Annotated in this window: 15 protein-coding genes; 10 read left to right on the forward strand and 5 right to left on the reverse strand. The window is 69.8% G+C overall.

What is annotated here, in order from left to right:
• From ACIQJ5_RS14400 to ACIQJ5_RS14415, 4 genes are all read right to left on the reverse strand, one after another.
• Entirely contained in the window at positions 1–1,308 is a 1,308-nt protein-coding gene (locus tag ACIQJ5_RS14400; protein ID WP_231092857.1) for an ABC transporter substrate-binding protein, read from the reverse strand.
• A 70-nt stretch (positions 1,309–1,378) separates the two neighbouring features.
• The gene (locus ACIQJ5_RS14405; RefSeq protein WP_231092856.1) at positions 1,379–2,380 is read right to left on the reverse strand and encodes a Gfo/Idh/MocA family protein; all 1,002 of its coding nucleotides are present in this window, start codon (positions 2,378–2,380) and stop codon (positions 1,379–1,381) included.
• Entirely contained in the window at positions 2,377–3,375 is a 999-nt protein-coding gene (locus ACIQJ5_RS14410) for a Gfo/Idh/MocA family protein (RefSeq protein WP_402844923.1), read from the reverse strand. Before ACIQJ5_RS14410 ends, ACIQJ5_RS14405 begins: the two co-directional genes overlap by 4 nt.
• 32 nt (positions 3,376–3,407) lie before the next feature.
• Positions 3,408–4,418 (reverse strand): LacI family DNA-binding transcriptional regulator, encoded by a 1,011-nt coding sequence (locus tag ACIQJ5_RS14415; protein WP_231092854.1) that lies wholly within the window; start codon positions 4,416–4,418, stop codon positions 3,408–3,410.
• Between the two features lie 71 nt (positions 4,419–4,489).
• Between ACIQJ5_RS14415 and ACIQJ5_RS14420 the strand changes: the two genes are divergently transcribed.
• The 3 genes from ACIQJ5_RS14420 to ACIQJ5_RS14430 are packed head-to-tail and all read left to right on the forward strand — an operon-like array spanning position 4,490 to position 7,046.
• Entirely contained in the window at positions 4,490–5,248 is a 759-nt protein-coding gene (locus ACIQJ5_RS14420) for a 6-phosphogluconolactonase (protein ID WP_402844925.1), read from the forward strand.
• Positions 5,245–6,396 (forward strand): N-acetylglucosamine-6-phosphate deacetylase, encoded by a 1,152-nt coding sequence (locus ACIQJ5_RS14425; protein ID WP_402844927.1) that lies wholly within the window; start codon positions 5,245–5,247, stop codon positions 6,394–6,396. Before ACIQJ5_RS14420 ends, ACIQJ5_RS14425 begins: the two co-directional genes overlap by 4 nt.
• Before the next feature lie 32 nt (positions 6,397–6,428).
• Entirely contained in the window at positions 6,429–7,046 is a 618-nt protein-coding gene (locus ACIQJ5_RS14430; protein ID WP_402844929.1) for a hypothetical protein, read from the forward strand.
• Positions 7,047–7,055: 9 nt separating this feature from the next.
• Here the strand turns inward: ACIQJ5_RS14430 and ACIQJ5_RS14435 are convergent, their stop codons facing one another.
• Positions 7,056–7,883, reverse strand: a complete 828-nt coding sequence (locus tag ACIQJ5_RS14435; protein ID WP_402844931.1) for a class I SAM-dependent methyltransferase — start codon at positions 7,881–7,883, stop codon at positions 7,056–7,058.
• Positions 7,884–8,026: 143 nt separating this feature from the next.
• Between ACIQJ5_RS14435 and purL the strand changes: the two genes are divergently transcribed.
• The 7 genes from purL (at position 8,027) to ACIQJ5_RS14470 (ending at position 15,120) form a co-directional block, all read left to right on the forward strand.
• Positions 8,027–10,351: a phosphoribosylformylglycinamidine synthase subunit PurL gene (gene purL / locus ACIQJ5_RS14440; RefSeq protein ID WP_402844933.1), complete on the forward strand. Its 2,325-nt coding sequence runs from the start codon at positions 8,027–8,029 to the stop codon at positions 10,349–10,351.
• Positions 10,351–10,515, forward strand: coding sequence for a hypothetical protein (locus tag ACIQJ5_RS14445; protein ID WP_231092883.1), 165 nt, complete (start codon positions 10,351–10,353; stop codon positions 10,513–10,515). The genes purL and ACIQJ5_RS14445 overlap by 1 nt, the downstream gene beginning before the upstream one ends.
• 80 nt (positions 10,516–10,595) lie before the next feature.
• The gene (locus ACIQJ5_RS14450; protein ID WP_402844935.1) at positions 10,596–11,399 is read left to right on the forward strand and encodes an alpha/beta fold hydrolase; all 804 of its coding nucleotides are present in this window, start codon (positions 10,596–10,598) and stop codon (positions 11,397–11,399) included.
• Positions 11,400–11,841: 442 nt separating this feature from the next.
• Positions 11,842–12,939 (forward strand): ROK family protein, encoded by a 1,098-nt coding sequence (locus tag ACIQJ5_RS14455; protein ID WP_402844937.1) that lies wholly within the window; start codon positions 11,842–11,844, stop codon positions 12,937–12,939.
• A 215-nt stretch (positions 12,940–13,154) separates the two neighbouring features.
• Positions 13,155–13,547, forward strand: a complete 393-nt coding sequence (locus ACIQJ5_RS14460) for a GntR family transcriptional regulator (RefSeq protein WP_231092878.1) — start codon at positions 13,155–13,157, stop codon at positions 13,545–13,547.
• Positions 13,544–14,422 carry an ABC transporter ATP-binding protein gene (locus tag ACIQJ5_RS14465; protein WP_402844939.1) on the forward strand — a complete coding sequence of 293 codons (879 nt, stop codon included), beginning with the start codon at positions 13,544–13,546 and terminating at the stop codon, positions 14,420–14,422. Before ACIQJ5_RS14460 ends, ACIQJ5_RS14465 begins: the two co-directional genes overlap by 4 nt.
• Positions 14,422–15,120, forward strand: a complete 699-nt coding sequence (locus tag ACIQJ5_RS14470; RefSeq protein WP_402844941.1) for a hypothetical protein — start codon at positions 14,422–14,424, stop codon at positions 15,118–15,120. The genes ACIQJ5_RS14465 and ACIQJ5_RS14470 overlap by 1 nt, the downstream gene beginning before the upstream one ends.
• Positions 15,121–15,133 lie beyond the last annotated feature (13 nt).

The raw sequence follows: 15,133 nt of genomic DNA on the forward strand, positions 1-15,133 counted from the left end.
TCAGCCGGCTGCGGCCAGCAGATCGGTGAGTTCCTGGTGCACGTTCGCCGATGCCGTCGCCGGGTCGGCCTTGCCGAAGAGCACGTCGGAGATCCCGCGCTGGATGACCTGGTCGTAGGTTCCTCCGCCGACGGCCGGCACCGGCGGTGCCGCACCGAACGCGTCGGCGTTGTCGGTGGTGAACGCGATGAGGCGCTGTTCGGGCTCACTCACCTTCGAAGCGATTCCCTCGCGGATCTCCGTGTTCAGCGGGAGTCCGCGCTCGGCCAGCAGAGCATCCCCCGCGGCCGGGTCGTTGAGCAGGAAGTCCACCAGCTTGGCGGCTTCGGCCGGATGCTTCGAGGTGCTCGCGACCGAGTAGTACATCGCGCCGCGCAGGTACTCACCCGTGGCCTTCGCGTCCTTGTCGGCGGGCAGGCGCAACAGGGTCAGCGGAGAGCCGAGCGTGCCCTCGATCGTGGTGAGCAGGTTCGACCAGGCGAAGCCCATGGCGCTCTTGCCTGTCGCGATTCCCCACTGGTCGGGCGAGAGCACCATCTGCTCGGTGATCACCGATGCAGCCGGCGCGGCGCCGGAGGTGCTGAGGTCGGAGACCAGCTGGAAGTAGCCGGTCAGATCTCCCTCGCCGAAGCCGACCTTGCCGTCGGCGGTGAAGAGCGACTTGCCGTGCTGTGCCAGCCACGCGTTGGTCACCGGGTCGCCGATGATCGAATCGGTTCCCACCGCGCCCACGCCGGCCTTGCTGAGCTTCTCCGCCGTGGCCAGGTAGTCGTCCCAGGTCCAGGTCTTGTCGTCGGGCATCTCGACGCCCGCCGCCTCGAACAGCGCGGGGTTCGCGAGCACGGCGGGATAGTTCGCGCCCGCCTGCAACGCGTACAGCGTGCCGTCGACCTCTCCGGCCGCCACGCCACCCGCGTCGAGGTGCGACTGGTCGATCCCCGACTGGTCGTCGAGCGGCAGGAGGACTCCTCGCCCCGCGTACTCGGCGAGGTAGGCGTCGCTCATCTGCATGACGTCGGGCGTGTTCCCGCCGGCCGTCTGCGTCGCCAGGCGGTCCCAGTATCCCGCCCAGTCCCCGAACTCCGCTTCGACGGTGATGCCGGGGTTGGCGGCTTCGAAGGCGTCGATGGCCGCCTGGGTGTTCTTCTGCCGAGCATCGGAGCCCCACCAGGCGAACCGGATGGTGACATCTCCCGCGGCCGCCGAGCCGTCACCGGTGGGAGCACCGGCGGGCGCGCAGGCCGAGAGCGCGAGGGCGCTGACGGTCGCCGCGGCGAGGGCCGCAGCGAGTCGAGTGGTGCGATTCATGGACTACCTCCGTTGGTAGCCGCGCTCCCGAGGGGGTCGGTTGCGCGGATCGGGTGTGCGATGGGGTGGATCAGGTGAGCGATACGGTCCGAGCGGTGCGCGCGGATTCGTAGATGCCGAGCACGGCAGCCAGGGCGCGCCGGCCGTCGGGCAGGCCGATCGCGGGGGCGCGACCGGCGGCGCGGGCATCGAGCAGGTCGGCGTACTGGGCGCGATGGGCCCAGTCGATGCTGGTCCATCCCTCCGGTGCGCTGTCATCGACGATCTCCTCACCATCCGCGAATCGCAGGGTGAGGCGGCCGTCGGCGACGGTGGCCGAGCCTTCCGTTCCGAAGACCGACAGGCGAACGCCGCTCTCGGGGAACGCCGCGGTCGAGGCGAACACCGTGCCGACGGCACCCGAGGCGAAGCCGATGGCGGCGCCGACGACGTCCTCCACCTCGATTCGCTCGTGCGCGACGCAGGATGCCGCCGCCGTGACCGTAGCCGCCTCGCCCAGGAACCAGAGGAGCAGATCGAGGGCGTGAATGCCCTGGTTCATCAGCGCGCCGCCGCCGTCGCGGTCCCGCGTCCCGCGCCAGTCGCCGGAGTCGTAGTAGGACTGCGGACGGAAGAAGGGGGATTCCACGGTGCCGCCGGTGAGGTGGCCCAGACGACCCGCGTCGATGGCCTGCCGGAGCGCGGCGGAACTGTCGAGGAATCGACGCTGGCTCACCACGCCCACCGTCCGTCCGGTGCGTTCCGCGGCCTCGGCCACCCGTGCGGCCGCGTCGAGCGTGATGTCGATCGGCTTCTCCACCAGCACGTCGCACCCGAGTTCGAGGGCGCGCACGGCCAGGTCGGCATGTCCGGCGCTCACGGTGCAGACGCTGACGACGGCGGGAAGAGCCCCGGCGGCGGCGAGCTCGTCGAGGGAGCCGGCGACCCGTGCTCCGCGAGGCCCGGCCAGCAGGGCGGCCTTCTCGACGTCCGTGTCGACCACGGCGCTCACGCGAGCGCCGTCGAGCGAATCGATGAGCCGCGCGTGCACGCCGCCGATGAATCCGGCCCCGACGATGGCGATGTCTGTCATGCGGATGCCTTCCAGGAGAGCTCGATGCCACCCCGGCGTGCGCTCTCCTCGGCGAGGAGGGCGATGCGAGTGACCAGGAGTGCGTCGGCGGTCGCCCCCGCCGCATCGGATCCGCCCGCCAGCAGCGCGTTCAGGGCGTCTTCGGCGGGTCGTCGTCCGGGGGCCAGCTCGACCGTGCGGCGCGGCGCGTCCACGGCGGTGAGCTCGAGCACGCCGCGACCCCAGTACAGTTCCGCCGTGCCTTGCGTGCCGACGACGCGCATCCGGTAGTCGCCGTGGATCTCGGAACCGCTCGGCGTCAGCCAATCGACCTCCGCGGTGAGGACGGCGGACGATGCGCCCGGGGTGTCGAGGGTGACGACGGCTCCGCCGTTCAGAGCGAAACCGCTCTCCAGCTCGGCACCGGTCCATCCCCGTACCGAACCGCTCGTGGCCCCGGTGAGGGTGAGGGCGATGTCCACGTCGTGCACGAGCAGGTCGGCGAGGATGCCGCCGTAGGTGGCGGGGTCGAGGAACCAGGGTGCGCGGATGCCCCGCAACAGCTTGTGCGGCGCCCAGGAGGCCAGTGCCACCGGGCGACCGAGCTCCTCTGCCGCGGCGACGGTGGCCAGCGTCTCGGGGTAGGTGCGCTTCTCCAGCATCAGGGAGATGTTCCGACCGCTCTCGGCCTGAGCCGCCGCGATGCGCTCGAGCTGGTCGAGGGTGATGCAGAGCGGCTTGTCGCACAGCACGTCCGCGCCGCTGTGCAGTGCGGCCAGGACGATGTCGGCGCGCTGGGCGTACACCCCGGCGCAGGCGACGATGTCGGCGCCGAGGCCGGGGAGCTCGTCCAGTGATTCGGCCACCGGGGCGCCGAACTCCGCGGCGATGCGCCGCGCGGCCTCAGCGTCGGGGTCGAAGACACCCCGCAGCTCGATGTCGGCCCGTTCGCGGATCTCCGCGGTCACGTAGTCGACATGGGAGTGCGCCACGCCGGCGATCACAATGCCTGTCATGTGGGCATTGAATCATGCAACCGCTTGCAGTGTCAACGATGACGTGAGCGAACAGGTGCGACGCTGGCACGGTGGACCAGGTGACCGGCGATCGCGGTCCGCTCGTCCACGTCGTCCGCATCGCCGCGGATCAGCGCGAGCAGTGCCTCGAGGGCGACCGCCCCGCTCGCCGCGCTCCCGCCGGCGATGGTGGTGAGGGCGGGCAGCGTGGTGGCAGCCAGCACGTCATCGCAGCCGATGACGCTGAAGTCGGCCGGAACCTCGAGGCCGACGAGCGTGAAGCCCGCGAGCACCCCGTGCGCCACCACGTCGTCGAAGGCCACCGCGGCCGTGGCGCCCGTGGCGATCAGCGATCCCACGCACTCGCGTCCCGCCTCGTAGCTCGGCCGCCCGAGCTCCAGAACGGAGACGCTCAATCCCGCGGCCTCGGCCGCCGCCAGCACCGCGCCGCGGCGCTGCGCATCCGCCCAGGTGGCGGGTGGGCCCGCGAGGTACGCGATGTCGGAGTGCCCCATCGCGGCAAGCAGTTCCACCGCCTCCCTCGCGCCGGTGGCCGCATCGACCAGCACGCGGCGGACGCCGGGGACGTCGCGATTGATCAGCACGGTGGGCGTGTGCTCGGAGAGTTCGAGGATCCGCTCATCGGCGAGCCGCGACGAGGCGAGGATAAATCCGTCGACTTGCGGCTCCAACCGATCGATGAGCACGCCCTCGCGCTCGGCCCGCTCGTCGGAGTCGCCGAGGAAGACCGCGAACTCGGCCTGTTCGGCACCGTTCTCCACGGCGCGCACGAGCGGGGGGAAGAACGGATTCGCGATGTCCGGCACGATCAGGGCGATGTTCGAGGTGCGCCCCGTGGAGAGGGCCCGCGCGCGAGGATCCGCCGAGTAGCCGAGTTCGGCCGCGATCCGCCGGATGCGATCGACGTTGTCGGCCTTGATCAGTTCGGGTCGGGTGAACGCGCGCGAGGCGGTCGACTCTGACACGCCCGCGGCGTGCGCGACGTCGGCAAGCGTCACGCGGCCCTTTCGCTTCGAGGTCATGGCTCAACGATACCGGCGACCCCACGAAACCCGGCTTGACTTTGCAAGCGGTTGCATTAATCTTGCTCGACATGAGCACGCCCTCGTTCGCCCTGCACACCCATCCCGATCGCATCGCCATGGGTGCCGCCGCCGCCTCCGCCGCCGCCGCGACCCTCCGCGCCGCCATCGCCGAACGCGGGTCTGCCCGCATGATCGCCGCCGCCGCGCCCAGCCAGCTGGACGTCTATCGCGCGCTCGCCGCGGAGCCGGGGATCGACTGGAGTGCGGTGACGATCCTGCACATGGACGAGTACGTGGCGCTGGACCCGGAGGCGCCGCAGCGCTTCAGCGTGTGGCTGCGGACCCATCTCGTCGACGCGGTGGGCGATGCCCGTTTCCTGCCGCTGCGCCCCGAGCTGGGTGTGGCCGAGGCCATCGACAGCTACAGCGCCCTTCTCGCGGACGGACCCATCGACCTGGTCTGCCTCGGCATCGGCGTCAACGGCCACATCGCCTTCAACGACCCGCCGGAGGCGCGCTTCGATGACCCTGCCGCGGTGCGCTCCGTCCGTCTCGACGAGGCCAGCCGCATCCAGCAGGTCGACGACGAGTGCTTCGATACCCTGAGCGATGTGCCCACCCACGCACTCACCCTCACGATCCCGGCGCTCCTCGCGGGTGCCCACCTCGTGTGCGCGGTGCCGGATCGACGGAAGGCGGACGCTGTTCGTGCGCTGATGGAGGAGCCGGTGGACCCGGCGTGGCCCTGCACCGTGCTGCGGCGTCATTCCCGCTGCGAGGTTCACGTCGATGCGGACGCCGCGGCTCTCCTCCCGGTGGCGGGATGACCTCGCTGATCCTGCGCGGCCGCGACCCGCGAGACGGCGCCGGAGTCGCAGTGACGGTGGTCGGCGATCGCATCGCCGCGCTCACCGCATGTGACGTGGATGCGGACAGCCCGTGGATCGCGCCAGGCCTGGTGGACCTGCAAGTGAACGGACACGGCGAGGGGGACGCCAACGCCTCCGTCCCGGACCCGGAGCAGATCATAGCGATGGCGCGCAGCCTCGCCGCCGTGGGTGTGACGCGGTTCTTGCCGACGATCATCACCGCATCAGCGTCGGACATGCTGGCGCGCATCAACGCGGTGGTCGCGGCAACCGACGATCCGCTCGCCGCCGACATGGTGGCGGGCATCCACGTGGAGGGCCCCAGCCTCTCACCCGAGGACGGCCCCCGGGGCGTCCATCCGATCGAGCACATCCGCCCGCCGACGATCGATGAACTGCAGTCGTGGCTGGATGCGGCACCCGGCCTCCTCCGCATCGTGACGCTGTCACCCCACCACGCGGGCGCCGTGGGGGCGACACGCTTCCTGGTGTCGCACGGTGTCCGCGTCTCCATCGGCCACACGCACGCCGACGACGACCAGATCCGCGCCGTGGTGGACGCGGGCGCGTCACTGTCCACCCACCTCGGAAACGGAGCGCACGGGGTGCTGCCCCGTCACCCCAACTACCTCTGGAGCCAGCTGGCGGAGCCTCGTCTGACAGCGGGACTCATCGCCGACGGGCACCACCTTCCCGATGCGACGCTGCGCACGATGATCGCGGCGAAGCGTCCGGGTCCCGACGGCGAACACGGCGCGTTCCTGGTGAGCGATGCGGTCGCCACCCCCGCAGCTCTTCGCGACGGCGGCGTCTCCACGGTCGGCGGCGGCGTGGAGATCGCGGCGGACGGCGCGCTGCGCCATCGCGCCACCGGGTTCCTCGCCGGCTCGATCCAGACGCTCGACGTGGGAGTCGGCACCATCGCACGCCTGACCGCATCCCTCGCGCAGGCGATGGACCTCGCGGCGGACGCGCCCGCACGGGTGCTCGACGGCGCCGCGCCCTGGCGTGTCGGGGCGCGCGCGGACGTCCTGCGATTCACGTGGAAGCCCGGCGACGACCGCATCCGGGCGGTATCGGTGCACATCGCCGGGCGGGAGGTCTGACGTCGTCCGCCCTCCCGCGGCAGACTGGGTGCGTGGAGATCTCCTCGCCTGGACAGACCGCGGATGAGCCGGCGCGGCCCCGCTTCACGCGCCTTGCCGAGGTCATCTCCGAGATCGCAGGTCCCGCCCCGCTGCTGCTGATCGGGCTGCTGCAGGTGGGACTTCCCAGCGGAGCGGTCGCCGCGACCATCGTGTCGGTCGTGACGATGGCGATCCTGCCGTACGCGTCGACCATCTGGCTGGCACGGGCGGGCAGGCTGAGCGGCAGGTTCGTATCCAACCGCCGTCAGCGCATCCCGATCCTTCTCGGCACTCTGGTGGTCGTGGTCGTGGGTGCCGTCGTCACGGCACTCATCGGCGCACCGCGGCCGTTGCTTGCGCTGGCCGTCCTGGCGGTGGTGACCCTCGCGGTCGTCTCGATCGTGACCCTGCGCTGGAAGCTCTCCATCCATGCGACGCTCGCGGTGTTCTTCGCCGGGCTGCAGGTCTGCCTGTACGGCGCGATCGGCCTGGTCTCGCTCGTGATCCCCGCGGCCGTGGTGTGGGCACGCTTTCATCTGCGCGCCCACACGCTCGGCGAGCTGGCCGCCGGCGCCGCGCTCGGTGCCGCGATGAGCATCGTCTACGCGCTCGCGATCACCGCGGCGTGAGCGTCGTGATCACGTCCGCGTGGCCCGGAGGGTGTAGCTGAGCGGCATCCGCTCCGGCCGGTCCGCGAGCGCGAACTCACCGTTGTCGCGCTCGATCATCTGTCCGGGGAGCGCCTCCCACGGCACGCTGTCATGCTCCACGAGGAGGTCGATGCGCATGCCCGCCTCGATGAGAGCAGTCACGATCTCTCCCATCGAGTGATTCCACTCGTAGGTGCGGGTGTGTGCAATCGGCGCGGTGACGTCCACGTAGGTGGTCGCGTCGTCCCACACCAGCGGCTCGTCATGCTCCCAGTACGGATAGTGCAAGTGCACGTCGTCGTCGCGGGTCTCGTCGGCGGCGAACAGCACCGGGTGCCCTTCGCGGATGAACAGGAATCCCCCCGGTTCGAGCACCGACGCCACGACACGAGCCCATCCACGGACATCGGGCAGCCACCCCAGCGCGCCGATACCGGTGAACACGAAGTCGAACTTCTCGCCGTTGAGGATCGTGGCGGCGTCGTAGACGTTGCCCTCGACGTAGCGGACGTCATCTCCGGTCTCCGCCACCAGGCGGCGGGCCGCGTCCACGGCCTCTCCGGAAAAGTCGAGCCCGGTCATGCGCGCGCCGCGACGGGCGAGCGAGAGGGTGTCGGTGCCGATGTGGCACTGCAGATGTACACCGCGACGTCCGTCGACATCGGGGAGCAGGGGGATGTCGAACCGGACGACGTCGCTCAGCAGCGCGCGATCCTCGATGAAGCGGCCCACCCCGTAGCCGCTGCCGTCGCGTGCGGCGTGCAGCACGGCACGGTCGTCCCAGTTGGCGCGATTCGCGTCGAAAAGCTCGTTCATGTGCGTCCTTCCGCCCGGCGCACGCCGAGCCGATCAGGCTATCAGCCGCGCCCGCAGCGACGCACGAGGGCCGTCCGACGAGGCGGGACACGCCAGATAGACTGAACCTGCTCGCCCACCCTCGAAATCTGGAGTGCAGCCGCGTGACTTCCGCCGCAGAATCCACCGCCCGCCCCGTCGCCGACACCGTCGAGAACGCCATCGCGACGCCGGAGAAGGAACAGCCGTACGCGGCGCTCGGGCTGAAGCCCGATGAGTACGCCCAGATCCGCGAGATCCTCGGCCGCCGCCCCACCTCGGGTGAGCTGGCCATGTACTCGGTGATGTGGTCGGAGCACTGCTCCTACAAGAGCTCGAAGATCTACCTGAAGAAGTTCGGTCAGAAGGTCACGCCCGAGATGAAGGAACGTCTCATGGTGGGCATGGGACAGAACGCCGGCGTGGTGGACATCGGCGAGGGCTGGGCGGTCACCTTCAAGGTGGAATCGCACAACCACCCCTCCTACATCGAGCCGTTCCAGGGCGCGGCCACCGGCGTCGGCGGCATCGTCCGCGACATCATCTCCATGGGCGCGCGCCCGGTCGCGGTGATGGATCAGCTCCGCTTCGGCGCCATCGACAACCCCGATACGGCGCGCGTCGTGCACGGCGTGGTGTCGGGCATCTCCTTCTACGGCAACTGCCTCGGCCTGCCGAACATCGGCGGCGAGACCGTCTTCGACGCCGTCTACCAGGGCAACCCGCTGGTGAACGCCCTGGCCGTGGGCGTGCTCCGCCACGAGGACCTGAAGCTCGCCAACGCCACGGGCGCCGGCAACAAGGTGGTGCTGTTCGGCGCACGCACCGGTGGTGACGGCATCGGTGGCGCGTCGATCCTCGCCTCCGACACCTTCGCCGATGGCGGGCCCACCAAGCGCCCCGCCGTCCAGGTCGGCGACCCGTTCGCCGAGAAGGTGCTCATCGAGGCGTGCCTCGAGCTCTACAAGGGCGAGCTGGTCGAGGCCATCCAGGACCTCGGCGCCGCGGGCATCTCCTGCGCCACCAGCGAGCTGGCCGCCAACGGCGGATCCGGCATGCGCGTGGACCTCGACGACGTGCTGCTTCGCGACTCCTCCCTCACCCCGGAGGAGATCCTGATGTCGGAGTCGCAGGAGCGCATGATGGCGATCGTCGACCCGGCCAAGCTCGACGCGTTCGTCGCGGTGCTCGACAAGTGGAACGTGGAGTACTCGGTGCTCGGCGAGGTGACCGGAGACGGGCGCCTGCAGATCTTCTGGCATGGCGAGGAGATCGTCAACGTCGACCCGTCCACGGTGGCCGTCGACGGTCCGGTCTACGAGCGTCCGGTGGCATACCCCACCTGGATCGACGCGCTGCAGGCCGATTCGGCCTCGGCACTCCCGCGCGACAACGCCCCCGAGGCCATCCGCGAGCAGATCCTCCGGGTCACCTCGGCCCCGAACCTCGCCGACCCCAGCTGGATCACCAATCAGTACGACTATTACGTGCTGGGAAACACCGCGCTCAGCTTCCCCGACGACGCCGGCATGATCCGTGTGGACGAGGAGTCGGGCCTGGGCTTCGCCATCGCCACCGACGCCAACGGCCGCTACTGCCAGCTGGACCCGTACCAGGGCGCGAAGCTCGCCCTCGCCGAGGCCTTCCGCAACGTGGCCGTGACCGGCGCGGTCCCCGCCGCCGTCACCGACTGCCTCAACTTCGGGTCCCCGGAGAACCCGGAGGTCATGTGGCAGTTCGGCCAGGCCACCGACGGCCTCGCCGACGGCTGCGTGGAGCTGGGCATCCCGGTCACCGGCGGCAACGTGTCCTTCTACAACCAGACCGGCGACACCCCGATCTTCCCGACCCCCGTGGTCGGCGTGATGGGCATCATCGACGACGTCGCCCGCCGCATTCCGTCGGGCTGGCAGGATGCGGGCGAGAACCTGTACCTGCTGGGCGTGACCAGCGATGAGCTGTCCGGCTCCGAGTGGGCGGCCACCATCCACCAGCACCTCGGCGGACGCCCGCCGGCGGTGGACCTCGCGGGCGAGAAGCGCCTGGCCGAGACGCTGCGCGCCGGAGCCGAGCAGGGGCTGGTCTCCTCCGCTCACGACCTCTCCGAGGGCGGCCTCGCGCAGGCCCTCATCGACGCGGTCACCCGCTTCGGTGTGGGAGCGCGGGTCTGGCTGAGCGAGATCATGGAGCGCGATGGCGTCGATGCCGTCACCGCCCTGTTCTCCGAGTCCACCGGCCGCGTGATCGTCTCCGTCCCCCGTGAGGAGGACGTGAAGTTCCGCGGCCTCTGCGAGGGTCGCGGCTACCCGGTGCTGCGCATCGGCGTGACCGACACCGAGGCCACGCTGGAGATCCAGGACATCGCCACCTTCTCCGTCGACGAGCTGCGCTCCGCCAACGGCGCCACACTGCCGAACGCGTTCGGCGCGGTCATCCCGCAGGGCGTCTGATGACGGACAACACCATCCCACCGGAGCTGGAGTTCGCCGAGGACGACGACATGCGACAGCGCGACCGCCGCCTCAACCGCACGCGGCTGGTGGCGTGGATCGTCATCGGCGCACTGATCCTCACGGGTGGCGGCGCCACGGTGCTGGCACTCATCTTCGGCTGACACGCCGAGAACGGTGGGTCGGGATTCGTCCCGGCCCACCGTTTCGCTGTACCCGGTGCGCGCGGGTGGAGGATGGAGGGGTGACAACTCCCGCACCGCTGACCCCCATGCCCGCACCCCAGTACGTGATGAGCGGGGAGGGCCATCGCATCGCGACCTACTCGTGGGGCGAGGACACCAGCCCCACCGTGCTCGCCGTGCACGGATTCGCGTCGTCGATGCGGGACACGTGGGTGGACACCGGGTGGGTCCGAGAGCTCCTGCGCCGCGGCTTCCGCGTGATCGGGGTGGATCTGCGCGGCCACGGCGCCAGCGACAAGCCGCATGACGCGGATCAGTACAGCATGGCGGCGATGGTGGCGGACCTGTTCATCGCCCTCGACACCTACCTGGTGGATGAGGCCGCGTACCTCGGCTACTCCCTCGGAGGGCGCGTGGGCTGGCAGTTCATGACCGCCCACGCTGAGATGATCACCCACGGCGTGCTCGGCGGCATCCCCGATGGCCGGCCGCTGGGCAGACTGCAGCTGGATGAGGCCCGCGCTCACGTGGAAAGCGGGTCGCCGATTCCCGACGACATCACCCGCCGCTACGTCACGCTCGCGCAGCGTCTGCCGAGCAACGACATCCGTGCCCTGCTGGCGCTCGCCGAAGGACTGCGCCTGCACGAGGACGTGCCGCCGATGGATCGTCCGCCCCAGCAGCCCACGCTCATCGCCACCGGCACGGATGACCCGATCCTGGCCGACTCGCGCACCCTCGCCGGCGTGCTGCCGCGGGGGTCGTTCCTGGAGATTCCCGACCGGGATCATGTCCATGCTCCGGGTGCGCGGGTGTTCCGCACCGAGGGTTCGGCGTTCCTCGCCGCGCGCTCCGGCCTCTGAGCGCACCTCCATCCGTCGCCGGCCCGCCCGCTCCTGCGCACTCCGGCCCTCCTGAGGACCCCGCCCCCGTGCTCAGCACCCCGGCCCCCATTCGGCGGTCTCAGAGGGTGCGGTGGGCGGCGACCGACACAGCAGCAAGTGAGACCACACCGCTGCGAGTCCGCCGGGCAACCGGGCGACCACACGGGGAAGAGCAGAAATGCGGGGCCGGGAGTTCATCCCCGGCCCCGCATCATTCCCCCGGGGCTCTCGCATCACACCCCCACCGGGTGTGATGCTCGCTCCCCTTCGGACGGACGGCTGCGCGGCCGTCCGTTGCTGATTGCTCAGCGGCTTTCTTTGTTAAACAACGAAAGTCTGCGCCCTACGATAGACAGGTCGACCGATCAACGCAAGCCGTCACGGAGGTGAAGCGATCATCGGGCACTCCAACCACGAGGAGATGCGCCGCGCCAACACGCGGCGCCTGTTCCAGCTCATCGCCGACGGCGCCGGACAGCAGACCCGCGCGGGCCTGTCCCGCCGCAGCGGGCTCACCGCAGCCACCGTCTCCTCGATCGTCGCCGATCTGATCGAGACGGGCTACGTGCGTGAGGCGGGGCTCGCCGAGAGCACCGGCGGCAAGCCCGCGATGCGCCTGGCGCTGGACGGTGCACAGCACCGTGTCGCCGCCGTCGTGCTGACCCGTCACGCGTCGAGGTTCGTGTTCAGCAACCTCATCGGCGAGACGCTCACGGAACCGGTGTCCCTGCCGGCTGTCGGATCTCCCGATGATCTCCGGGCCGTGCTCGCGGAGGTCGCCGCCGACGGCGGTGCCGACCTCCTCGCGATCGGCATCGAGGTCCCCGGCGCGGTGGACAACGACCACATCCTGCAGTGCGTCCAGCTGGGACTGGAGGACGTGGATGTGCGTGCGATCGCGGCGGGGGTCACCTCCGCGCCGACGTACCTCATCAACGACGCAGACGCCGACGCTCTGCGCGAGTACGCGTTCCGCAGCATCGACGCCCCGAACGTGCTGTGCCTGAACGTGGGCGATGGCGTGGGCGCAGGCATGGTGATCGATGGCGCGCTGTACCGCGGCGAACACGCCCGCGCCGGCGAGCTCGGTCACGTGCGCGTGGACTTCGGCGACGACGCCCTGCCGTGCCCGTGCGGTCAGGTCGGATGCCTGGAACGATACGTCGGACTGAGATTCGTGTTCGATCTGCCCCTGGAGGAAGACCTCGACGCCGTCGATCTGGAGGATCTGGCGAAGGAGCCGGCACACGCCCGGTCCGTGGAGCGCATGGCGCTGCGCCTGGCCAACAATGTGCGGCTGCTCTCCGCGGTGCTCGACATCGAGACGGTGGTCCTCGGCGGCGCCCTGCCGCGCCTCGGTGACGAGGTGCTGGAGAAGGTCCGTCGCGCCGCCGAGTCGCTGAGCCCCGTGGGCGCCACGACGATCGCGCTGGACTACGCGCGGATCAGCCCCGAGGACCGCTTCCGCGGTGCCGCACAGCATGCGGTGCGCGAGCGCCTCGGCATCGTGCGCAGCTGACGCGCGCCTCGCTGGGGACCCTTCTCGTCCCGCTGCGCTTGCTGGGAGCCGGAGGGGCGCGACGTCGCGCTCACGCATCACGCTCCTCCTCTGCCGCTGGGCGCTGAACTTCCTCCACCAGGCCGGTGATTCGTGAGCACCCCACGCCGGTGTTGACATTGCCCGGCTTCCATGGTTCATTAGTCGAGTAACTAACCAACACACCGGAGGTGGACGTGATCGACGACGGGAAGCCGATCTTCGTGCAGATCGCCGAGATGGTCGAGGACTCGATCGTCGACGGCAGCCTGCCCGAAGGCAGTCAGGCTCCGTCGACGAACGAACTCGCCGCCTTCCACCGGATCAACCCGGCCACGGCCGCAAAAGGAGTGAACATGCTCGTCGACAAGGGTGTGCTCCTCAAGCGCCGCGGTGTCGGGATGTTCGTGGCAGAGGGCGCTCGCGACGCCCTCCTCACCGAGCGCCGCACGGCGTTCGCCGACCGATTCATCGGCCCGCTGCTGGCCGAGGCCGACAAGCTCGGCCTCACGGCGGCAGACGTGGCCGCACTCATCCGTTCCCGCGCCGGAGAGCACACCTCCGGCACAGACGAAAGGACCGCCCGATGACCGTCGTCATCGAGACCCGGGGCCTCGGCAAGACCTACCGCGAGACCGTCGCGCTGGCCGACGTCACCCTCTCCCTCGAGAAGGACACGATCTACGGACTGCTCGGCCGCAACGGCGCCGGCAAGTCCACCCTCATGTCGATCATCACCGCTCAGAACTTCGCCAGTACCGGCGAGGTCCGGGTCTTCGGTGAGGATCCGTACGAGAATGCCGCGGTGCTCGGCCGGATGTGCTTCGTCCGCGAGAGCCAGAAGTACCCCGACGATTTCAAGCCCGGGCAGGCTTTCGCCGCCGCCCGGATGTTCTTCCCGAACTGGGATCAGGACCTCGCGGACGACCTGGTGAAGGCGTTCCTGCTTCCCATGAACCGCCGCATCAAGAAGCTCTCGCGCGGCCAGCTGTCCGCGGTCGGCGTCATCATCGGCCTGGCCGCTCGCGCGGAGATCACCTTCTTCGACGAGCCGTACCTCGGCCTGGACGCCGTCGCCCGTCAGATCTTCTATGACCGGCTGCTGGAGGACTACGCCGAACACCCGCGAACGATCGTGCTGTCCAGCCACCTGATCGACGAGGTCGCGAACCTCCTCGAACATGTGATCGTGCTGGATCAGGGTCGCGTGCTGATCGACGCCTCCGCCGACGATCTTCGCGGCCGCGCCGTCACGGTCGTGGGCGACGCCTCCGCCGTATCCGGCTTCACCAGCGGACGGGAGGTGCTGCACACCGAGAGCCTCGGACGTGTCACCTCCGCGACCGTACTCGGCACGATCGATGCCGCCGAACGCGATCGCCTCACCGCTGCAGGGCTCGACATCGCTCCGGTGTCGCTGCAGCAGCTCGTGGTCCGCCTCACGCAGAAGGAGGAGGTGCGCTGATGGATCGCATCCTCAAGGTCGTGCGCCTGCAGAACCTCAACAAGATGACCTTCATCGGCATCCCGCTGATCATCCTGGGCGGCGCATTCGTGCTGTCGCTGCTGATCTTCGCGCTGGTCCCGGTGACGCCCTCGCTCGGCTACAAGTTCGCCGGCGGCGCGCCCGTGGCGCCGATGTGGTACTTCATGGGCGCAGGCATCTACGCCCTCACGCTGACGTTCCCGTTCTCGCAGGCGATGAGCGTCACGCGCCGGGAGTTCTACCTGGGGACGATGGCCACCGCCGCGCTCGCCAGCATCGGCATGGCCCTGATCTTCACGGTGGGCGGATACCTCGAGCAGGCCTTCGACGGCTGGGGGCTGAACGGACGGTTCTTCCGCATCCCCGGCCTCTGGGACGAGAGCCCCTGGCTGCAGACGCTCACCTACTTCACCGCCATGATGCTGTTGTTCACGCTGGGATTCGTGTTCGCCGTCATCTACCGCCGGTGGGGACGGACAGTGATGCTCATCGTGATCTTCGCCATTGTCGCCGCACTTCTCCTGCTCGGATTCGCCGCCATCAAGCTCGGCTTCTGGGTACCGATGTTCGAGGCCATCGCGGGGATCGGCCTCTGGGGATGGACCCTCATCGGCATCGGCGTCACCGCCGTGCTGGCCCTGCTGTCCTACCTTCCGCTGCGGCGCTCGATCGCCTGAGATCGCACTGCCC

This window comes from Microbacterium sp. GXS0129, from assembly GCF_044769785.1.
In the GTDB taxonomy this organism is placed as follows: Bacteria; Actinomycetota; Actinomycetes; order Actinomycetales; family Microbacteriaceae; genus Microbacterium; species Microbacterium nymphoidis.